This window comes from Saccharopolyspora hattusasensis (assembly GCF_050972075.1).
GTDB lineage: Bacteria > Actinomycetota > Actinomycetes > Mycobacteriales > Pseudonocardiaceae > Saccharopolyspora > Saccharopolyspora hattusasensis.
This window is the reverse complement of record NZ_JBPCDC010000001.1, coordinates 4,617,255-4,636,739: the sequence shown is the minus strand read 5'-3', so window position 1 is coordinate 4,636,739 and position 19,485 is coordinate 4,617,255. Positions and strand designations below refer to the sequence as shown.

Annotated in this window: 21 protein-coding genes; 9 read left to right on the top strand and 12 right to left on the bottom strand. The window is 69.2% G+C overall.

All coding sequences use genetic code 11. From position 1 onward, the window contains the following. The first annotated feature begins 48 nt into the window (after positions 1-48). The 3 genes from ACRXBZ_RS21880 (at position 49) to disA (ending at position 3,419) form a co-directional block, all read left to right on the top strand. A complete protein-coding gene (locus ACRXBZ_RS21880) occupies positions 49-636 on the top strand; it encodes a copper chaperone PCu(A)C domain-containing protein (RefSeq protein WP_433880674.1) in 588 nt (195 codons plus the stop codon). Between the two features lie 300 nt (positions 637-936). After that, the gene (gene radA / locus ACRXBZ_RS21875; RefSeq protein WP_433880673.1) at positions 937-2,313 is read left to right on the top strand and encodes a DNA repair protein RadA; all 1,377 of its coding nucleotides are present in this window, start codon (positions 937-939) and stop codon (positions 2,311-2,313) included. Continuing rightward, on the top strand, positions 2,310-3,419 hold the full coding sequence (gene disA / locus ACRXBZ_RS21870) for a DNA integrity scanning diadenylate cyclase DisA (RefSeq protein ID WP_433880672.1): 1,110 nt from the start codon (positions 2,310-2,312) through the stop codon (positions 3,417-3,419). The genes radA and disA overlap by 4 nt, the downstream gene beginning before the upstream one ends. 48 nt (positions 3,420-3,467) lie before the next feature. Here disA and ACRXBZ_RS21865 read toward each other — a convergent pair whose 3' ends face one another. After that, complete coding sequence (locus tag ACRXBZ_RS21865) at positions 3,468-4,061, bottom strand: hypothetical protein (RefSeq protein ID WP_433880671.1); 594 nt, start codon at positions 4,059-4,061, stop codon at positions 3,468-3,470. Positions 4,062-4,400: 339 nt separating this feature from the next. Between ACRXBZ_RS21865 and ACRXBZ_RS21860 the strand changes: the two genes are divergently transcribed. The 5 genes from ACRXBZ_RS21860 (at position 4,401) to ACRXBZ_RS21840 (ending at position 9,308) form a co-directional block, all read left to right on the top strand. Further along, on the top strand, positions 4,401-5,306 hold the full coding sequence (locus tag ACRXBZ_RS21860) for an HhH-GPD family protein (protein WP_433880670.1): 906 nt from the start codon (positions 4,401-4,403) through the stop codon (positions 5,304-5,306). Next, positions 5,306-5,833, top strand: coding sequence for a 2'-5' RNA ligase family protein (locus tag ACRXBZ_RS21855; protein WP_433880669.1), 528 nt, complete (start codon positions 5,306-5,308; stop codon positions 5,831-5,833). Before ACRXBZ_RS21860 ends, ACRXBZ_RS21855 begins: the two co-directional genes overlap by 1 nt. Positions 5,834-6,009: 176 nt before the next feature. Continuing rightward, entirely contained in the window at positions 6,010-6,690 is a 681-nt protein-coding gene (locus ACRXBZ_RS21850) for an ATP-binding cassette domain-containing protein (RefSeq protein WP_433880668.1), read from the top strand. Between the two features lie 304 nt (positions 6,691-6,994). Continuing rightward, complete coding sequence (locus ACRXBZ_RS21845) at positions 6,995-8,935, top strand: YhgE/Pip family protein (RefSeq protein ID WP_433880667.1); 1,941 nt, start codon at positions 6,995-6,997, stop codon at positions 8,933-8,935. A gap of 64 nt (positions 8,936-8,999) precedes the next feature. Then, positions 9,000-9,308, top strand: a complete 309-nt coding sequence (locus tag ACRXBZ_RS21840; protein ID WP_168586235.1) for an antibiotic biosynthesis monooxygenase family protein — start codon at positions 9,000-9,002, stop codon at positions 9,306-9,308. Between the two features lie 37 nt (positions 9,309-9,345). Here ACRXBZ_RS21840 and ACRXBZ_RS21835 read toward each other — a convergent pair whose 3' ends face one another. The 7 genes from ACRXBZ_RS21835 to ACRXBZ_RS21805 form a co-directional block, all read right to left on the bottom strand. Continuing rightward, complete coding sequence (locus tag ACRXBZ_RS21835; protein WP_433880666.1) at positions 9,346-10,347, bottom strand: endonuclease/exonuclease/phosphatase family protein; 1,002 nt, start codon at positions 10,345-10,347, stop codon at positions 9,346-9,348. Between the two features lie 172 nt (positions 10,348-10,519). Then, positions 10,520-10,684 carry a DUF397 domain-containing protein gene (locus ACRXBZ_RS21830; RefSeq protein ID WP_433880665.1) on the bottom strand — a complete coding sequence of 55 codons (165 nt, stop codon included), beginning with the start codon at positions 10,682-10,684 and terminating at the stop codon, positions 10,520-10,522. A gap of 53 nt (positions 10,685-10,737) precedes the next feature. Beyond that, entirely contained in the window at positions 10,738-11,028 is a 291-nt protein-coding gene (locus ACRXBZ_RS21825; RefSeq protein WP_433880664.1) for a hypothetical protein, read from the bottom strand. 13 nt (positions 11,029-11,041) lie between these two features. Continuing rightward, a complete protein-coding gene (locus ACRXBZ_RS21820) occupies positions 11,042-11,587 on the bottom strand; it encodes a DUF3558 family protein (RefSeq protein ID WP_433880663.1) in 546 nt (181 codons plus the stop codon). Positions 11,588-11,590: 3 nt separating this feature from the next. Then, the gene (locus ACRXBZ_RS21815) at positions 11,591-11,986 is read right to left on the bottom strand and encodes a hypothetical protein (protein WP_433880662.1); all 396 of its coding nucleotides are present in this window, start codon (positions 11,984-11,986) and stop codon (positions 11,591-11,593) included. A 117-nt stretch (positions 11,987-12,103) separates the two neighbouring features. After that, entirely contained in the window at positions 12,104-12,280 is a 177-nt protein-coding gene (locus tag ACRXBZ_RS21810) for a DUF397 domain-containing protein (protein ID WP_433880661.1), read from the bottom strand. Then, on the bottom strand, positions 12,277-13,146 hold the full coding sequence (locus tag ACRXBZ_RS21805; RefSeq protein ID WP_433880660.1) for a helix-turn-helix domain-containing protein: 870 nt from the start codon (positions 13,144-13,146) through the stop codon (positions 12,277-12,279). Before ACRXBZ_RS21805 ends, ACRXBZ_RS21810 begins: the two co-directional genes overlap by 4 nt. Before the next feature lie 142 nt (positions 13,147-13,288). On the opposite strand from ACRXBZ_RS21805, the gene ACRXBZ_RS21800 reads away from it, so the two are divergent. Then, complete coding sequence (locus ACRXBZ_RS21800; RefSeq protein WP_433880659.1) at positions 13,289-13,501, top strand: hypothetical protein; 213 nt, start codon at positions 13,289-13,291, stop codon at positions 13,499-13,501. A 58-nt stretch (positions 13,502-13,559) separates the two neighbouring features. Here ACRXBZ_RS21800 and ACRXBZ_RS21795 read toward each other — a convergent pair whose 3' ends face one another. The 4 genes from ACRXBZ_RS21795 to ACRXBZ_RS21780 form a co-directional block, all read right to left on the bottom strand. Beyond that, positions 13,560-16,112 carry an ATP-dependent Clp protease ATP-binding subunit gene (locus tag ACRXBZ_RS21795; RefSeq protein ID WP_168586231.1) on the bottom strand — a complete coding sequence of 851 codons (2,553 nt, stop codon included), beginning with the start codon at positions 16,110-16,112 and terminating at the stop codon, positions 13,560-13,562. 255 nt (positions 16,113-16,367) lie between these two features. Then, positions 16,368-17,243 (bottom strand): ABC transporter ATP-binding protein, encoded by an 876-nt coding sequence (locus ACRXBZ_RS21790; RefSeq protein WP_433880658.1) that lies wholly within the window; start codon positions 17,241-17,243, stop codon positions 16,368-16,370. Next, positions 17,240-18,331 (bottom strand): FecCD family ABC transporter permease, encoded by a 1,092-nt coding sequence (locus ACRXBZ_RS21785; RefSeq protein ID WP_433880657.1) that lies wholly within the window; start codon positions 18,329-18,331, stop codon positions 17,240-17,242. Before ACRXBZ_RS21785 ends, ACRXBZ_RS21790 begins: the two co-directional genes overlap by 4 nt. Next, positions 18,328-19,410: a FecCD family ABC transporter permease gene (locus ACRXBZ_RS21780; RefSeq protein WP_433880656.1), complete on the bottom strand. Its 1,083-nt coding sequence runs from the start codon at positions 19,408-19,410 to the stop codon at positions 18,328-18,330. The genes ACRXBZ_RS21785 and ACRXBZ_RS21780 overlap by 4 nt, the downstream gene beginning before the upstream one ends. Between the last annotated feature and the right edge of the window lie 75 nt (positions 19,411-19,485).

Here is a 19,485-nt window from a genome sequence, read left to right as displayed (position 1 = left end):
GATTAAGCTTCCCCCGGTTGTCCGGCAATCAGGAAGGACGCTGCAACCGTGAGCCGCCCTCAGCATCTCAAGGCCGTCCGCCTGCGGTTGATCCCGGCCGCTATCGGGCTCGGCGCCGTCGTCGCCCTCGCTGGGTGCAGTGCCGGTCAGGTGACCGAGACCGACACCCAGGTCGCCGCCGTCAACGGTGGCAGCGGCGATCTCAAGCAGATCGCGATCCGCAACGCCACGTTCACCTTCCCGACCTCCGACGCCCGCTACCCGGCCGGTTCCTCCGCCCCGGTCCAGCTGGTGATTACCAACGAGGGCCCGGACGACAAGCTGGTCCAGGTCACCAGCCCCTACGCCGCGTCGGCCACCCTCGGCGGGATCACCGACGTGCCGAGCCGGACCGCGCTGCACTCCGTCGGCCAGTCCGCGGCGGTCCAGCAGGGCGAGACGTCCGCGGACCGCGAGGTGCAAATCACGCTGAACGGCTTCAAGCAGGACATCACGCCGGGCGTGACGGTCCCGGTGACCTTCGTCTTCGAGAAGGCCGGCTCGGTCACCGTGCAGGTCCCGGTGGGCCCAGACCACACGCCGCGCCCCGAGCACGGCAGCCCGCTGCCGGGTGCCGAGCAGGGCGGCGGTCACTGACCGCAGGCTTCACCGGAATCGGGCCGTCCCCGCTCAGGGGCGGCCCGATTTCGCACTTCAGATGCCCTGCGCGAGATGTCCTGCGCGCCGCGACTCGCGCGACTGATACCGGCGCTGGCTCCCCCAGGCTGCCCGGCTGGGTTGGCGCAATTTCAATGGAAATCGAATGTCCGATTTCCATTGAAATTGCGTCGGCCACGGGACCTGCCCGCCGCTTGATCCACTCGAAGGTGGGGAATCCGCGAGGTTGCCGCGATGCCGGTGATCGGGCCTGTCGTCGCGGGCGGATAGCCTCGCGGCGTGCCCCCGAAGAACGCCCGCGCCGCCCGCCCCGCATACCGCTGCGCCGACTGCGGCCACGAGGTCGCCAAGTGGGTCGGCCGCTGCCCGAGCTGCCAGGCGTGGGGCACCATCGACGAGATGGCCGCCGCCCGCCCGGTACTGACGAAGGTCGCGGCGGGCGCACCCGCCACACCGGCACGCCCCATCGCCGAGGTCGACCTCGACTCCGCCCGCGCCGTGTCCACCGGCATCGCGGAGCTGGACCGGGTGCTGGGCGGCGGCATCGTGCCGGGCGCGGTCGTGCTGCTGGCCGGCGAGCCAGGTGTGGGCAAGTCCACACTGCTGCTGGAGGTCGCGCACCGGTGGGCCGCAGGCGCCTCACCCGGCCCGTCGCTCTACGTCACCGGTGAGGAATCCGCAGGTCAGGTGCGCCTTCGCGCGGAGCGCACCAGCTCGGTGCACCCGGAGCTCTTCCTCGGCGCCGAGAGCAACCTCTCCGCCGTGCTCGGGCACGTCGACGCGGTGAAACCGGGCCTGCTGATCGTCGACTCGGTGCAGACCGTGCAGTCGCCCGAGGCCGACGGCAGCCCCGGCGGCGTCACGCAGGTCCGCGCGGTGACCACCGCGCTGGTGGCGCTCGCCAAGGAGCGCGGCCTGCCGGTGGTGCTGGTGGGGCATGTCACGAAGGACGGCACGGTGGCCGGTCCGCGCGTGCTGGAGCACCTGGTCGACGTCGTGCTGCACTTCGAGGGCGACCGGCACTCGGCGCTGCGGATGCTGCGCGGCGTGAAGAACCGGTTCGGCCCCGCCGACGAGGTCGGCTGCTTCGAGCAGCGCGACGACGGCATCGCCGAGGTCCCGGACCCCTCCGGGCTGTTCATCAACCGCCAGGAGACGCAGGTCGACGGCACCGCGGTGACCGTGATGGTGGAGGGCAAGCGCCCGCTGCTGGTGGAGGTCCAGTCGCTGGTGATGAAGACCCAGATGGCCATGCCGCGGCGCTCGGTCAGCGGCCTCGACTCGGCGCGGGTGTCGATGATGCTCGCGGTGCTGGGCAAGCACGGCCAGGTGCACACCGGCGACTGCGACGTGTTCGCCGCGACGGTCGGCGGCACGAAGGTGCACGAACCCGCCGCGGACCTCGCGATCGCGCTGGCCATCGCCTCTTCGAAGAAGGGCAAGGCGCTCCCGTCGAACCTGATCGCGGTCGGTGAGGTGGGGCTGGCCGGGGAGATCCGGCGGGTCAGCGGCGTCGGGCGGCGGCTGGCGGAAGCAGCCAGACTCGGCTTCGACCGGGCGCTGGTGCCGCCGGACGCGGGCCCGCTGCCGAAAGGCGTGCGCGCCACGGTGGTATCGAACCTCAGCGAAGCGCTCACGATCGTGAGGTGCAAATGAGCCACGAGCAGCTGCGCGGCACGCTCGCCCGGCTGGCTCCCGGAACCGCGCTGCGGGACGGGCTGGAGCGCATCCTGCGCGGACGCACCGGCGGCCTGATCGTGCTCGGTTACGACCCGGCGGTCGAGGCGCTCTGCGACGGCGGGTTCCACCTGGACATCGAGTTCAGCGCTACCCGGCTGCGCGAACTGTCCAAGATGGACGGCGCGGTGGTGCTGTCCACGGACGCCAAGCGGATCATGCGGGCGAACGTGCACCTGGTGCCCGATGCCAGCACCCCCACCGAGGAGTCCGGCACCCGGCACCGCACGGCGGAGCGCACCGCGATCCAGACCGGCTACCCGGTGGTGTCCGTCAGCCAGTCGATGAGCATCATCAGCGTCTACACGCAGGGCCACCGGCACGTGCTGATCGGCTCGCCGGAGATCCTGTCCCGCGCGAACCAGGCGCTGGCGACCCTGGAGCGCTACACCGCGCGGCTGGCCGAGGTCGCGCAGACGCTGTCGGCGCTGGAGATCGAGGACTACGTGACGTTGCGCGACGCGATGACCGTCGTGCAACGGATGGAGATGGTGCGGCGGATCGCCGACGAGATCGAGGGCGACGTCGTCGAGCTGGGCAAGGACGGCCGGCTAATCGAGCTGCAGCTGGACGAGCTGGTCGGCTCCTCGCGGGAGGCGCGCGACCGCCGGGGCCACGCCCGCGACGGCATCGACCTGGACCGGGAGCTGATCGTGCAGGAGTACCTGCCGACCAGCGGCGCGATGCCGACCTCGGAGCAGGTCGAGACGGCGCTGCGCAAGCTCGACGGCACGGAGCTGCTGGACCTGACCGCGATCGCCGGCGCCTTCGGCTACCCGGACACGCCGGAGGCGCTGGACCAGCACCTGACCCCGCGCGGCTACCGGCTGCTCGCCAGGGTGCCGCGGCTGCCCGCCACCGTCCGCCGGCAGCTGGTGGAGCACTTCGGCTCGCTGCAACGGCTGCTCGCGTCGACGGTGGACGAGCTGCGCGCGGTGGAGTCGATCGGCGACACGCGGGCGAGCCTGGTCCGGGAAGGCCTCTCCCGGCTCGCCGAATCATCCATAGTGGACCGGTTCCCCTAAAGCCGTTGCAGGCTCTCCGATTTCGCCCGGGCTCCGGGCTTCCGCCGGTCAGGGGGCGACGGTCAGGCGGAACGGGGTGGGCGAGCTGTTGAGCGCCGCGACCCTGGCCACCACCTGGTAGTCGCCCGCCGGTGCGCGCCCCGGCTGGTCCCGGCAGCCCGCTGTGGACATCTGGCCGGACCACTGGACGTCGTTGCGCACCGACTGCCCCGGCTGCAGCAGCGGCTGCTCGTTGGTCGACTCCGAGTAGCAGTCGTTGCTGGACCACACGTGCTTGCCGCCCGGGGTCGACACGGTCAGCTCGCGCAGCATCCGGTTGACGTCCCGCACGCACGCCCGGTCGCCCGCGTTGGTCACCACGATGCTCATGCCGATCCGCTCGCCCACCTTGAACTCCGGGCGGGCCACCTCGGCGACGACGCGCATCGCCTGGTCCGCGCACGGCGGCGGCGGGGCGTCGGCCGCCACCGCGACCGGCGGACCCGGCGGCGGTGCCTGGGCCGCCTGAGGCTCCGAGGCGCCGCCGATCAAGGCGATCGCACCCCAGCCGATGAGGACCGCTGCGAGCACGGCCGCACCAATCGCCACCGCGCGGCGACGCCAGTACACCGCGGGCGGAAGCGGCCCGGTCGGATCAAGCACGGCACGACAGTAACTCGATGACTACTCCGAACAGCGTTACCAGCGATCACCCAATTGGGCGTATCGCATTCGATCATGCCTACGGCACCCGATCCCGCGACCCGCCGACCACCGATCCCGGCCTCGCACCCGAGCACGCCGTTTCGCGGCGGCGCGGCGTGCCCGGCGGTTTCTCGCGAAACCGCGCCCCCCGCAGCGCGCGAGGGGCATTTTTGCAGGTAGCCAAGGCCGTTCGGTTCCAGTCGAGTGGAACTCCGTACGGCGGGCGGGGCGGCGCCAGGTGACGGGCTCGGACGCGGTTCCGCGAGGGTTCGGGGACCTGGCAGGATCGGTCGTGTCATGAAGACCACCGCCGTGCATCCCACCGTCCCGCCCCTGGACCCGGTCGACTTGATCGACTGGTTCGCCGCGACCGCCCGACCGCTGCCGTGGCGCGCGCCCCGCACGACGGGTTGGGGCGTGCTGGTCAGCGAGACGATGCTGCAGCAGACCCCGGTCAACCGGGTCCAGCCGATCTGGGAGGAGTGGATGCGCCGCTGGCCGCGTCCCTCCGACCTCGCCGCCGAGTCGCAGGGCGAGGTGCTGCGCGCCTGGGGGAAGCTCGGCTACCCGCGCCGGGCGCTGCGGCTGTACGAGGCGGCCGCGACCATCGCCGCCGAGCACGGCGATGTCGTCCCGTCCGACGTCGGCACCCTGCTGGCGCTGCCGGGCATCGGCGCCTACACCGCCCGGGCCGTGGCGGCCTTCGCCTACGGCAAGCGGGCGCCGGTGGTCGACACGAACGTCCGGCGGGTGGTAGCGCGCGCCGTGCACGGCGCCGGTGATGCCGGTCCGCCGTCGACCAAGCGCGATCTCGACGACGTCGACGTCCTGCTCCCGGCCGACGACGCCAGCGCCGCGAAGCTGTCGGCGGCGTTGATGGAGCTCGGCCAGGTGGTGTGCACCGTCCGGTCGCCGCGGTGCGAGGCCTGCCCGATCGCGCACGACTGCGCGTGGCAGCACGCGGGCCGACCTGCCTACGCCGGGCCGCCGAAGAAGGTGCAGAAGTTCGCCGGCACCGATCGCCAGGTTCGCGGCAAGCTGCTGGACGTGCTGCGCGGTTCGACCGGCCCGGTGCTGCGCGAGCAGCTGGACGCGGTGTGGTCGGACGCCGGGCAGCGGGACCGGTGTCTGGACTCCCTGCTAGTAGATGGGCTCGTCGAGCAGACCGACGACGGCCGCTTCGCGCTCCCCGGCGAGCACTGATGGCGCAGGCGTTGGTGTCGTTCTTCGACGACGCAGCGGAATCCGGGATCCGGGCGTTGTGGCGTCGCTTGGACGACGCCGGGGTGCCGAGCATCGCCACCCGATCCGGCGGCAAGCACCGTCCGCACGTGACCTTCGCGGCGGCAGCCGGGATCCCCACCGCCGCGCGCAAGGCGCTGCGCACCGAGCTGGAGCTGCTGTCCATTCCGGACCTCTGGCTGCACGCCCTGGGGACGTTCCCCGGCGAGGACCGGGTCCTGCTGCTGGGAGCGGTCGTGGACACCGAGCTGCTGGCGGTTCACTCGGCGGTGCACGACGCACTGGCCGGGCGCGTGCAGCACCCGTCCGCCTACTACTTCCCCGGTGCCTGGATCCCGCACTGCACGCTCGCCCAGGGCATCACGGACGACCAGCTGGCGGTGGGCTTCCGGGCCCTGCAACCGCCGGAGCCGGTACGAGCCGGGATCAGCGAGATCGCCATCGTCGACACGCGAACGGGCGACACCGAAACCATCATCACCCGCTGATCGCAGGTTCCGCGTAGCCCGCTGCCGCGGACCGGACACGCCGAAGGTGCGGATTTCCGGCAAGACCGACCCACCTGGCACGAGGCGCAATGTCGACCTCGCTCCACTTTGGACATGAGTTGCCGAGATCCGCGCGAGCCGCCACTTTGGACACAGTCATGCGCTCAGGAGGGTGAATGGACGTCGACGGTGTGGCCATCCTCGCCCGCGGAATCGCCGCCAGGGGCCCCGAGGGCATCATCTTCGCCGACCTGGACCTGCGCGTCGAACCCGGCGCACTCGCCGTGGTGGCCGGGCCCTCCGGCACGGGCCGCACCTCGCTGCTGCTCGCCCTGTCCGGCCGCCTCCCGCTGATCACCGGGCACCTGGACGTCTCCGGGCACGTGCTGCCCGCGCAGGCCAAGGCGGTGCGGCAGCTGATCCGCCCGGCCCGGCTGCGCCCGGGCTACGAGTTGGAGGCCAAACACCGGGTCCGCGAGGCGATCGTGGAACGCCGCCTGATCAGCGGCGTCTCCGAGCGCTCCATCGATGCCGCGCTCGACAAGGTGCGGATCGCCCCGGACCGCACCGCGCTGATCAACGAGCTGCACCCCGCCGAGCGGCTGCTGCTCGCGGTGGCCCTGACGGTCGCCGCCGAGCCCGCCGGGATCCTCGTCGACGACGTGGACGCCGGTCTCCCCATGTCTGGGCGGGCGCAGGTGTGGGCGGGGCTGCGCGAGGTGGCCCGCACCGGGATGACAGTGCTGGCCAGCGCCACCGATCCGCCGTCCGGCGACGTCGACGTGATCCCGCTGCCCGCGCGCGAACCCGACCGCCCCACGAAGGTGCTCGACCTGCAGGAAGAGGTCACCCGTTGACTTCTCTCCTCCCTGAAGGAAGGAGATTCAGTCCTCGCGGACTGAGTTTCCTGCTTCAACGACCGCAGCGTCCCCACCGTGGCGGTTCGGTCTCACACGATCTCACTCAGGCGTTCGGACCGGGGTGGTCCGGGTTCCCGCTCGACCAGCGGTACCCACGTACTTGCTCGGGTGTTCCCACTTGCGTGGGAGTGGTAGGTCTCACCTACCGAAATCAAGACTATCAGCGGTCGCTACGCGACCGACACGCGAGATCTGCTCCTCCCCAGCCTGAAGGACGGGGCATCCGCAGATTGGAGATCAGGTGAAAGCGTTCAAGCTCGCCTGGCTGGAGGTGCGGCGCTTCCGCGGACCGCTGCGCCGTTTCGTGCCGCTCGTGCTGGTCCTGGTCCCGCTGCTGTACGGGTCGCTGTACCTGTGGTCGAACTGGGACCCCTACGGCCGGTTGAACCGGGTACCGGTCGCGGTGGTCAACTCGGACCAGCCGGTGGACAGCCGCGGCGAGCACATCAACGCCGGCGAGCAGTTCGTCCAGCAGCTCAAGGCCACCGACATCTTCGACTGGAACTTCGTGGACTCCGCCGAGGCCCGGCACGGGCTGCAGGAGGGCCGGTACTACTTCACGATCGAGGTCCCGTCGGACTTCAGCACGAAGCTGGCGACCGCGGCTGACCGCGGCCCGGAGCGCGCCTCGTTGCAGTTCGTCAAGAACGACGCCAACGGCTACATCGCCGGGATTATGGCCGACACGGTGCAGACCGAGCTGCAGAACCAGATCAACGCCGCCGCGCACGCCACCTACGCCCGCGCGCTCTACGGCGAGCTCGACCAGGCGCGCGGGAAGCTGCAGCTCGCTTCGGAAGCGTCGAAGCAGCTCGTCGAGGGCACCGATCTGAGCAAGCAGGGCACCGCGGCGCTTTCCAAGGGCCTCAACGGGGTTCGCGACGGCACCGGCGAGGTTTCGCGCGGCGTGCAGAGCATCTCCGACGCGACCGCGCAGCTGGATCAGCAGCTGCGCACGATCAGCAACTTCACCGCCGAACGGCTGCCGGGCGCGGTCAACGCCCTGGTCAACGCCAGCAACGTGGCGGTCAACAGCCTGAGCACGATCAAGGCCACCACCGGTTTCCTCAGCCAGCGCGCGGCAGAAGGCCGCACGGCCATCGAGGAACTCGGCCAGAAGCATTCCGAGATCGCGCAGGATTCCGCGTACCAGCGAGCGCTGGACAACGCCCGCAAGATCGCCGACTCGGCGGCCGCCGCCGAAAAGGACGCCCAGCAGGCCCTGACGACCGCGCAGGACGCCAACGGCCAAGCGCTGGCCCTGCAGAACAACGTCGGTCCGCTGCAGAACCAGATCCGCGCGATCACGGCCCCGGCGGACACGCTGCGCGCGGGCGCCGCGGAGCTCGCCGGTGGTTCCAACGGCATCACCAACGGCCTCAACACGCTGGCCGCTAGCAGCGGGGTGCTGGAGACCGGCGCCGGGCAGCTCAACGACGGCGCGAAGAACCTGCTGGGACTGGTCGACGACACGCTGGGCAAGATCCCGCCGACGAACCCCACCGAGGTCGCCAACGCCGCCGACGTCCTCGGGTCGCCGACCGAGATCCACACCGAGAACATCAACCCGGCCAACGTGTACGGGCGCGGGCTGGCGCCGTTCTTCTTCGCGATCGCCCTCTGGGTGTTCGGCCTGTTCGCGTACCTGCTACTCAAGCCGGTGAACCTGCGCGCGCTCGCGGACCGCGTCGGGCCGTTCACGATCGCGTTCGCCGGGTTCCTGCCCGCGGCGGTGCTGAGCGTGCTCGGCGGGCTCGTGCTGTACGCAGTGGTCGACTTCGGGCTCGGGCTCGACCCGGTGCACGTTTGGTGGACGATCGGACTGGTGACCCTCGCCGCGGTCGCGTTCGTGGCGATCGACCACTTCCTGCGCACGGCGTTCGGCACGGTCGGCGGCCTGTTGTCGCTGGTGCTGCTGATAATCCAGCTCACCGCCTCCGGCGGCCTGTACCCGATGGAGACGACTCCGGTGCCGTTCCAGGCGATCCACCCGTTCCTGCCGATGAGCTACCTGGTGGACGGGCTGCGGGTGACGATCTCCGGCGGCATGACGGAGCACCTGGTGCGCGACGTCGCCGTGCTGACCGGATTCCTGGTGGTCTTCCTGGCCCTGACGACGCTGGCGGTGCAACGCCAGCGGTCCTGGACGATCGCCCGCCTGCACCCGCAAATCGAGTTGTAGCTTTCGCCTGTGACCTCTTGCCACGCGGTCGCAGGCCACCCCTTCAGGCTCGTAGGCTGGCTACATGGCTGTTGTGAAGATCAATGCTATCGAGGTTCCCGAGGGCTCCGGTCCGGAGTTGGAGAAGCGGTTCGCTTCGCGGCACGGCTCCGTGGACAGCGCTCCCGGCTTCCTCGGCTTCGAGCTGCTGCGCCCGGTCAAGGGCGAGAACCGGTACTTCGTCTACACGAAGTGGGAGTCCGAGGAGGCGTTCCAGGCGTGGGCCAGCGGCCCGGCCAAGGCGGCGCACGCCGGTGAGGCCAAGAACCCGGTGGCAACCGGCTCCAGCCTCCTGGAGTTCGAGGTCGTCCAGGAGTCCCACCCGGGCGCCTGACCCAGCGAACGCTGGTCCTGCTGGTTGCGTCAGCGCGTCAGCGCGTCAGGACGAGCGTGGCGAGGATCGCGCGATGGTCGGCGCCCGCCACGTCGAAGGTCCGGTAGGACTGCGCGGCGATGCCCTTGGTGGTGAGCACGTGGTCGATCGTGACCGGCGGCGGGAACCAGGAGCCCGGACCCGGCCAGGTCGGGTGCAGGCCGGCACCGGTGACCTCGGCGGCGTCGGTGTAGCCCTGGTTGAGCAGGTACTTGAGGCGGGTGTGGTCGAGGGTCGCGTTGAAGTCGCCCGCCAGCATCCGTGGCGTGCCGTCGGCGGCCGGGCCTGGTAGCGCGCGCAGGTCGCGGGCCCAGAGCTCGGCGGTGTCACGGCCCATCGGGTACAGCGGGTGCACCGCCACGATCTCGAAGTCCCGCGCCCCCGGCACCTGCACCCGCGCCGAAGGCTGGGCCAGCGTCGTCTGCGGCACCAGCGCCAGTTCCTGCACCGGATAGCGGGAGGCGATCCCGGTGCCGTCCGCCTTCGGCCCCGGTTGGTACACCCGGTGCGGCAACACTTCGGCGAGCCCGGCGGCGTCCAGCGCGGCCACCATCTCGGGCGTGAGTTCCTGCAGGCTGAGCACGTCGACCTGGTTCTGCCGCACCAGGCCGACGACCTGCGCGGCGTCCGCGCCGCCGAAGTAGGTGTTCAGCGACAGCACCCGCAGCGCCACGCCCTGCGCCGGGGTCGTGTTGGGAATCGCCCGGGGCACGACCGAAAGCGCCAGGGACGCGGTGACCAGGCCGACGACGAGCGCGGTCAACCAGCGCCGCAGCATGAAGCCGAGCAACGCCAGCACGATGCCGGTCAGCAACGCGTACTGGGTGAGCGCCACCAGCGCGACCGTGTACCGGTCGCCATCCAATCCGGCCAGCGGCAGCGCCGCCCACCCCAGGAAGCCGAACGTGGCCAACAGCAGCAGCACCGTGATCGCACGCCCACCGGGCTTTCGGCGCGGCCGGTGCTCCTGCTCCGGCGCGGCCAACAACGTCTGATCCATGTGACACCCCTTGTCGTCCGCGTCATCCAGCCTGTCAGCGAGCTGTGCGCGGCCGGTCAGGACCCTCGTCGACGTTGGTGGGTGCAAGCCGGAGGAGGTTGCATGTCATTCCGCCGCTCAAGCCCCGTGAGTGGTTTTAGGCGCTATAGCGCCTAAAACCACTCACGGGCACCTACCAGCCGAAACCCTGCTCCACCTTGCTCAGGAACCCGCGCCAAGCCGCGTGGCTGACCACGATCTGCCCATCCCCAGGCGCCTTCGAATCCCGCACGGCGACAGCCTGGTCGGTTAATCGAACCTCGACGCAGGCGTTGCTCTCTCGGGCGGTCCTGATCACGGCGATCCTGACGGTCGCGGCGTTCGTGGTGATCCGCATCCGCTGAGCGGCGATCAGGACTTGAAGTCGAGATGCCCAATGCGCTCCTCCACAGTGACGATATTGCGCAGTGCCTCGCGGGTGCAGGTGAGGAAGGAACGCCACGCCGCCGCCTGTTGATCGAGGAGCGACCGGGTAAAGGCGTTCCCAGCCTGGGCTTCGTGGAGTGCCTGGCACAGCTTGTGTTCGATCTCGGTGAGCACCCCCAGTGTCCGGGCCTGCTCCGCCTCAGTCATCAGCAGGCTGTAATCACGCGTTGCTGGGTCCGGAACCTCCGGATGCTGACCACCGCCCGCTGAAGACATCGAAACTCCGCTTCTACTTCGGAAGATGCGCAAGCACCAAAGGTGCGGCCTGCTGCGCCAGCTTGCACCCAGCTTCGACATCCCCGCCGATGTTCCCATCGGTGCTCAATGATTCCGTCGGCGACACAGCGATTGCCACCGTGCAGATGTCACCAGTTGCGCCCCGAACGATCTTCGCCCGCAGACCGGACACCTCAGTCTCCTGCACATCACCACCGGTGAAGTTCAACTGGTCCAAGGCTCGGTCCGGGGTAACCGCGACTGCTAGCTGGCCCCGCATTTCGCCCGCTCGCTTGAATCGACAGGTCAAAGTCTTGGAGACATCGCGCCGCTCCCCAGGCGCATCCAAGCCAAGCTCGCGTGCTTCGCTCTCCGTCAGTAGGCGGCAAGGATCAACCCCGGCCAAAACACCCGGGTGCGCTTCTGAAGTCGCAGTCGAGCCGCCTTCGGTTTCGGATCGCTCCACTGTTCGCCCAGGACCACCACACGCCGACACCGCTAGGGCCACGGCCGCGACGCCTACACCCAGGAACAACCTACGCACCTGCACGACCCTCATTCCTTAAGCCTGTCCGCCGAAGCCAGCATTACCTTCGTCGACTTCCTGGTAGAGCTGGATGCCCTTCTTGATCGCCTCGATAACATGTGGAACCTGCTCCTGATACCTGAGCAGCATCTCCTCATACGACCGACCATCAGCACCAGCCGCGACCTGCTGGTTGAAATCAGCGATCGCCTGACCAGCCGGACTGTCCCCAAGCGGCGTATGCCGCTTGAGGAAGTCCATGTCGCCGACCATGCCATCCAGCTCGTCTTGGAAGCCCTCGAAAGTCCTGATCAGCTCGTTGCCTGCCTCGGGCTGAACCCGGAACTCGCCCTTCTTCGAGCTGTCGATGATGCCCTGCATGGCGTCGCTGGCCCCCGCAAGGCCTGCCATTAAGTTCTGTGGCGCATCCACGTGATCCCCCTCGCCTGTCCAGCGATCAAGACCCTAGCGAGGGCGTTCCAGCACATCAACCGTATCGCGAAAGATCCTCAGAGTGGACCAGCAGGCAAATCACGACCAGAGCCCCGGTCAGCGGAGGCGGCGCAAGAACGCCCACCATGCCGCATGACCGAGGACGAGCTGCCCAGCCTCAGGTGCCTTCGAGTCCCGCACGGCGACGGTGCGGTCCGTTAATCGGACCTCGACGCAGGCGTTACTGCCGCCTGAACTCCAGCTGCTCTTGAACCAACCGGTGTCGTAGCTCACGAGCCAAGCTCCTTCAGTTTGTCGATCAGCAGAGTTCGCGACGACTCCGCAGGTAGCACAAGCTTCTCGGCTGCTTCGAACGCTCGAAACATTGGCGCAGTATCTGACTCTTGATCGTGATATGTCGATGGCCCGTAGAGCACTGGAACAAACACGATTCTTGGCGCCGCAGTCCCGAAATCGAGCGTGATGAGCCCTCCGCCGAGGAGAGGGTTGCGCGGCGTGCTGCTCGGCAGAACGCGAACAACCACGTTCGGACGTTCGCTCAGTTGCAGCAGATGCAAGATCTGGCCACGCAGCACGGCAACACTGCCAACAACCTGGTCAAGGGCGGTTTCGGTAAGCACGAAGGAGATGTCCTTCGGCTCATCTGCCTCCAGAACGCGCCTCTGCTGCCCCAAACGAAAGGCAAGGCGGCTCTCGACTTCCTGCATCGACGTTTCCCACCACACACCGTCAAAGGCTGAGATCACCGCACGCGCGTAGTCCGGCGACTGCGCCAAGCCGGGCACGATTCCGGTCTCGTAGAACCCGATTGCCTTGGCATCGGCTTGGAGATCCGCCAGGCGCTCGAAGGAACGCGGTAGCTGGTCGGTGTACGTCCGGCCGCGTTGGCGCTTGCGGGCCTGGGTTCCGAGGGCCAGCGCCGTGGCTCGTTCGTCCTGGGCTACGCCGTAGAAGTCGAGCAGCTTCGCCAGCTCTTCCGGCGCGAGGGAGCCGACACCGAGCTCGGCGCGGCTGATGCGGGTCTGCTTCCTGCCTATCTCGCAGGCCGCGTCGTTCTGCGAGACGCCCTTATGCTCCCGCAGCTTCTTCAGCATCAGCCCGAGCTGTCGCCGCTCCACCGTCGGTCGGCCGTAGCTCACCTTGCGGCCTCCAACCACCCGTTCAGGGACTTACACAACGCAGCCTAGTCCCTTTAAATCATTCAAGGGGCCTAGGCCCCTAAGAAAGTCCGTCAAGTGAACCTTACCGAGTTCGGGGTTTGTACCCGGAGGGGAGTCGACTGTGTACCGAGGGCAAGGGGTCGAGACCGCCACGCTGGTCGGGATCTCGGAGACCGCGGAAGTCACGCACGAGTACGACGAGGTCGTCGACGAGGTGAACCTGATCTTCCGAGGCAATGACGAGCTCGTGCTCAGCTGCACCCGCCGCGGCTTCTCCAGGCTTCGCGACGCCGTCGCCGAGGCCAACCGGGAAATGATCACCCGATCGGTTTGAACCCGACCCAGAAGGCCCCGCCTCCCGGGCGCGGGAAGCGGGGCCTTCTGGTGGTGCGTCAGGCGGACTCGGTGTCCGTGCCCTCCTGCTTGTCGTCGGAGCTCGCCGAGACCGCGACCGGCGGGGCGTCCGGGACCAGCGACGGCTTCTGCTCACCGCGGAAGGTGAAGTGCGCCTTGTCGTCGGCTCCTTCGCCGTCCCAGCCCTCGACGTCGACGATCACGATCTGGCCCGGCTGGACCTCGCCGAAGAGGATCTTCTCGGACAGCTTGTCCTCGATCTCCCGCTGGATCGTCCGGCGCAGCGGCCGCGCACCCAGCACCGGGTCGAATCCGCGCTTGGCCAGCAACTTCTTCGCCTTGTCCGTCAGCTCCAGGCCCATGTCCTTGGCCTTGAGCGCCTTCTCCACCCGGCCCGAGAGCAGATCAACCATCTGGATGATCTGGGCCTCGGTGAGCTGGTGGAACACGATCACATCATCGATGCGGTTGAGGAACTCCGGCCGGAAATGCTTCTTCATTTCCTCGTTGACCTTGTTCTTCATCCGCTCGTAGTTGGAATCGGCGCCCTGACCACTGGAGAAGCCCAGACCAACAGCCTTGGAGATGTCCTGCGTACCGAGGTTCGAGGTGAAGATCAGCACCGTGTTCTTGAAGTCCACCGTCCGGCCCTGACCGTCGGTCAGCCGGCCGTCCTCCAACACCTGCAACAGCGTGTTGTAGATCTCCTGGTGGGCCTTCTCGATCTCGTCGAAGAGCACCACCGAGAACGGCTTGCGCCGCACCTTCTCGGTGAGCTGACCACCCTCCTCGTAACCGACGTACCCGGGCGGGGCACCGAAGAGCCGCGACGCGGTGTACCGGTCGTGGAACTCGCCCATGTCGATCTGCACCAGCGCGTCGTCGTCACCGAAGAGGAACTCGGCCAACGCCTTGGACAGCTCCGTCTTCCCGACACCCGAGGGACCGGCGAAGATGAACGACCCCGACGGACGCTTCGGGTCCTTCAGGCCCGCACGGGTACGGCGGATCGCCTGCGACACGGCCTTGACCGCGTCGTCCTGGCCGATGATGCGCTTGTGGAGCTCGTCCTCCATGCGCAGCAGCCGGGTCGTCTCCTCCTCGGTGAGCTTGAACACCGGGATACCCGTCCAGTTCGCCAGCACCTCGGCGATCTGCTCGTCGTCGACCTCGGCGACCACGTCCAGGTCACCGGCCTTCCACTGCTTCTCCCGCTCCTCCTTCTGGCCGAGGAGCTGCTTCTCCTCGTCCCGCAGGCGGGCGGCCCGCTCGAAGTCCTGCGCGTCGATCGCGGACTCCTTCTCCCGACGCACATCAGCGATCTTCTCGTCGAACTCCCGCAGGTCCGGCGGCGCGGTCATCCGGCGGATCCGCATCCGGGCACCGGCCTCGTCGATCAAGTCGATCGCCTTGTCCGGCAGGAACCGGTCGTTGATGTAGCGGTCGGCCAGACTCGCCGCCGCCACCAGCGCCGAATCCGTGATCGACACCCGGTGGTGCGCCTCGTAGCGGTCCCGCAGACCCTTGAGGATCTCCACCGTGTGCTGCAACGACGGCTCACCGACCTGGATCGGCTGGAACCGGCGCTCCAACGCCGGGTCCTTCTCCACGTACTTGCGGTACTCCTCCAGCGTGGTGGCACCAATGGTCTGCAACTCACCACGGGCCAGCATCGGCTTGAGGATGCTCGCCGCATCAATCGCGCCCTCGGCGGCACCCGCACCCACCAGAGTGTGGATCTCGTCGATGAACAAGATGATGTCGCCGCGGGTCTTGATCTCCTTGAGCACCTTCTTCAAGCGCTCTTCGAAATCACCGCGGTAACGCGAACCAGCGACCAGCGACCCCAGATCCAGGGTGTAGAGCTGCTTGTCCTTCAGCGTCTCGGGCACCTCGCCCTTGACGACCTTCTGCGCCAAGCCCTCCACGACCGCCGTCTTACCGACACCGGCCTCCCCGATGAGCACCGGGTTGTTCTTGGTGCGCCGCGAGAGGACCTGCATGATCCGCTCGATTTCCTTCTCCCGGCCGATCACCGGGTCCAGCTTGCCCTCGCGGGCGCTCTGCGTCAGGTTCCGCCCGAACTGGTCGAGCACCAGCGACGACGACGGCGTGCCCTCACCGCGGCCACCGGCCTCAGCAGGCTCCTTGCCCTGGTAACCCGACAGCAACTGCAGCACCTGCTGACGCACCCGGTTCAAATCCGCACCAAGCTTGACGAGCACCTGCGCGGCCACGCCTTCGCCCTCGCGGATCAGCCCGAGCAGGATGTGCTCCGTGCCGATGTAGTTGTGGCCGAGCTGCAGCGCCTCGCGCAGCGACAGCTCCAGCACCTTCTTGGCCCGTGGGGTGAACGGGATGTGTCCGCTGGGGGCCTGCTGCCCCTGGCCGATGATCTCCTCGACCTGTTGGCGCACGCCCTCAAGCGCGATACCCAGCGACTCCAACGCCTTGGCGGCGACACCCTCACCCTCGTGGATCAAGCCCAGGAGAATGTGCTCGGTGCCGATGTAGTTGTGGTTGAGCATCCGGGCCTCTTCCTGGGCCAGGACGACCACCCGCCTCGCGCGGTCGGTGAACCTCTCGAACATTCGCACTCCCTGACTGCTGCGCCGGCGGTCTCGTTCCGGGACACGGCTCCTGCATCGCCGATGCCCACGACGGGTTCAGCACTCTTGGGGACCACTGTAGTAGCCCCACCCGGTCGCGGTCCGTGCCCGCTACGGCCTACTGCCCACATTCTTGTCCGGCACCCTGGCCAACGACCCGCTGGCCTGCGGGATTCCGGATTTCGACCGATTGGATGGCCCTGTCCGCTCAGCGCGAACAGACCGTACTAGCCGGTACTAGCCGGACTGATCGGCGGACGCACCACGTCGGCCGCCGATCGGGACCACCATCGGGGTACCCGCCACGGGATCAGCAATCACCCGCGCGTTCAGCTCGAAAACCTTGGCCAACAACTCCTCGGTGAGCACGTCACCCGGCTCGCCCTCGGCGACGATCGCGCCGCCCTTCATCGCCACCAGCCGGTCGGCGTAGCGGGCGGCCAGGTTCAGGTCGTGCAGCACCATCACGACCGTACGGCCGCTCTCGTCGTGCAGCCGCCCGACGAGCTCCAGCACGTCCACCTGGTGGGACAGGTCGAGGTAGGTGGTCGGCTCGTCGAGCAGCAGCAGGTCGGTGCCCTGCGCCAACGCCATGGACAGCCAGGCGCGCTGCCGCTGGCCGCCGGAAAGCTCGTCCAGGGTGCGGTCGGCGAGGTCCTCGATGCCGGTCATGCCCAGCGCCTCGGCCACCGCCGACTCGTCGTCCGAGGACCACTGCCGGTACCAGGACTGGTGCGGGTGCCGACCGCGGGCGACCAGGTCGGCAACGGTCAGGCCCTCGGGCGCCACCGGCGACTGCGGCAGCACCCCGAGCACCTTGGCGACCTCCTTGGTGGACAGCTTGTGGATCTGCTTGCCGTCCAGCAGCACGCTGCCGCGCTTCGGGTGCAGCAGGCGCCCCAGCGCGCGCAGCAGCGTCGACTTGCCACAGCCGTTCGGGCCGATCACCGCGGTGATGGTGCCGTCCACGACGTCGAAGTCCAGGCCGTCGACGATGACGCGGTCGCCGTAGGCCAGCTGCAGGTCGCTGCCGTGCAGCCGCTGCCGTTCCCCGTTGGTCGACACGGCGCGCTGGTCCTCGGCCTTCTCGCTGGACGTGGCGGATGCGGTCATGCGCGGACCTCCCGATACCGACGGACGAGCAGGTAGATCAGGTACGGAGCGCCGAGGATGGCGGTGATGATGCCGACCGGAAGCTCCATGCCGCCGAAGGCGGTCCGGGAGATCACGTCGGAGCCGACGACCAGCGCGGCGCCCAGCACCGCCGAGGTGAGCAGCGGCGGGCGCGAGGTGCGCGCGACGCGCAGCGCGATCTGCGGGGTGGCCAGCGCGACGAACTGGATCGGCCCGGCCGCGGCGGTGGCGATCGACGCCAGCGCGACCGAGGCCAGCAGCAGCGCGCCGCGCGAGAAGTCCATCCGGACGCCCAGCCCGCGCACAGTGTCGTCGTCGAACTGCAGCGCCCCGAGCACGTGCGTGCCGATCAGCGTCAGCGGGATCAGCACGACGAGGGCGATAGCCACCGGGATCGCGTGCTCCCAGCCGCGCGCGTTGAGGCTGCCCGTCAGCCACACCATGGCCCGGCTCGCGTCGGTGACGTCGCCGACGGTCAGCAGCCAGTAGGTCGCGTTGCCCGCCAGCGCGCTGACACCGACGCCGACCAGCACCAGCCGGAAGGAGTCCACGCCGCGGCGGTAGGCCAGCGCGTAAACCGCGATGCCGGTGATCAGCCCGCCCGCCAGCGCCACCAGCGGCAGGCCGTAGTTCGCCAGCGCGCCCGCGAGGCTGCCCGCCGTGCCGCCGAGCACGATCACCAGGGTCGCGGCGGTGCCCGCGCCCCAGGTGATGCCGAGCATGTCCGGGCTGGCCAGCGGGTTGCGGGCGAGCGCCTGCATGATCGCCCCGGAGAGGCCGAGCGCGGCGCCGACCAGCAGACCGGTCAGCGACCTCGGCAAGCGCAGCTCCCAGATGATGATCTGCTGCGCCCGGTCGCCGCCGCCGACCAGCGTGTTGAGCACCTCCGGCGGGCTGATCTGGTACTCGCCGAGGCCGACGTTGAGCACGAAGGCCGCGAGCAGCACGACCAGGCCGCCCAGCAGCGCCACCAGGGGCCGCCAGCGCAGCACCCCGGAGAACGGGCCGAGCCGGACCGGTCGGCGACCGGCGATGCCTGACTGCTCGTTGTCGAGAACCCGGGTCACAACCGCACCAACTTCCGGCGGCGCACGAGCGCTATGAAGAACGGCGCGCCGACCATCGCCAGCATCACCCCGACCTGCACCTCGGACGGCCGCGCCACGATCCGGCCGAGCACGTCGGCGAGCAGCACCAGCGACGCGCCCAGCAGCCCGGCGAATGGGAGCAGCCAGCGGTAGTCGGCACCGGTGAAGAAGCGGGCCACGTGCGGCACGATCAGCCCGACGAACCCGATCGGCCCGCAGATCGCGACCGCCCCGCCCACCAGGATCGCGATCCCGGCGATGCCCGCCCGGCGCGCCCACTCGACGCGGTGGCCGAGCGAGCGGGCCACGTCGTCGCCCAGCGACAGGGCGTTGAGGCTGGACGCGTTGGCCAGCGCCAGCCCGACGCCCACCACCAGGAACGGCAGCACCTGCGGGATCACCGTGGTGTCGGTGATCGCGATGGATCCGACCTTCCAGAACCGGTAGGTGTCCATGGTCTGCTGGTCGGAGATCACCAGCGCCGAGGCGATGGCCTGCAGCAGGTGGCTGATCGCGGTGCCGGCCAGCGCCAGCGCCACCGGTGTCGGGCCGCCGCGGCCGAGGGAGCCGATCGCGAACACCGCGAGCGCGCCCAGCAGCGCGCCGGCGAAGCCGAACCAGATGAAGCCGAGCAGCGTGGTGACGCCGAAGGTGTAGACCGCGAGGACGACGGCCAGCGCCGCGCCCTGCGTGATGCCGAGGATGCCGGGGTCGGCGATCGGGTTGCGGGTGTGGCCCTGCATCAGCGCGCCCGCCAGGCCCAGCGCCGCGCCCGCGAGGACGCCGACGATCGTGCGCGGCACCCGCAGCTCGCGGATGATCAGGTCGTTCTCGGTACCGGTGGGCGCGAACAGCCCGGCCCACACCTCCTGCAGCGGGATCGTCTTGGCCCCGATCACCACGCTGAGCACGCAGGCGACCGCCAGCACGACCAGCAGGACCGCGATGCCGATGACCCGGCGGCGCCGGCGTTGTCGCAGGCGGGTGCCGTCGGCGGACGTGGGTGCCGCACCGTGCCCGGATGCGCGAGGGCTGCCGACGGCCACGCTGCGACTCACGTCCCACTCCCTCTGCCACTCGTCCGGACCGCACTTAGGTTAGGCCCACCTAAGGCTGAACCAACAGGGTGGTGC

What these genes read in the sequence shown, in the direction of transcription:
- disA (WP_433880672.1), top strand. Translation starts at nt 2,310, where the DNA reads ATGAGCCACGAGCAGCTGCGCGGCACGCTCGCCCGGCTGGCTCCCGGA.
- ACRXBZ_RS21860 (WP_433880670.1), top strand. Translation starts at nt 4,401, where the DNA reads ATGAAGACCACCGCCGTGCATCCCACCGTCCCGCCCCTGGACCCGGTC.
- ACRXBZ_RS21855 (WP_433880669.1), top strand. Translation starts at nt 5,306, where the DNA reads ATGGCGCAGGCGTTGGTGTCGTTCTTCGACGACGCAGCGGAATCCGGG.
- ACRXBZ_RS21850 (WP_433880668.1), top strand. Translation starts at nt 6,010, where the DNA reads ATGGACGTCGACGGTGTGGCCATCCTCGCCCGCGGAATCGCCGCCAGG.
- ACRXBZ_RS21840 (WP_168586235.1), top strand. Translation starts at nt 9,000, where the DNA reads ATGGCTGTTGTGAAGATCAATGCTATCGAGGTTCCCGAGGGCTCCGGT.
- ACRXBZ_RS21835 (WP_433880666.1), bottom strand. Translation starts at nt 10,347, where the DNA reads ATGGATCAGACGTTGTTGGCCGCGCCGGAGCAGGAGCACCGGCCGCGC.
- ACRXBZ_RS21825 (WP_433880664.1), bottom strand. Translation starts at nt 11,028, where the DNA reads ATGTCTTCAGCGGGCGGTGGTCAGCATCCGGAGGTTCCGGACCCAGCA.
- ACRXBZ_RS21820 (WP_433880663.1), bottom strand. Translation starts at nt 11,587, where the DNA reads ATGAGGGTCGTGCAGGTGCGTAGGTTGTTCCTGGGTGTAGGCGTCGCG.
- ACRXBZ_RS21795 (WP_168586231.1), bottom strand. Translation starts at nt 16,112, where the DNA reads ATGTTCGAGAGGTTCACCGACCGCGCGAGGCGGGTGGTCGTCCTGGCC.
- ACRXBZ_RS21790 (WP_433880658.1), bottom strand. Translation starts at nt 17,243, where the DNA reads ATGACCGCATCCGCCACGTCCAGCGAGAAGGCCGAGGACCAGCGCGCC.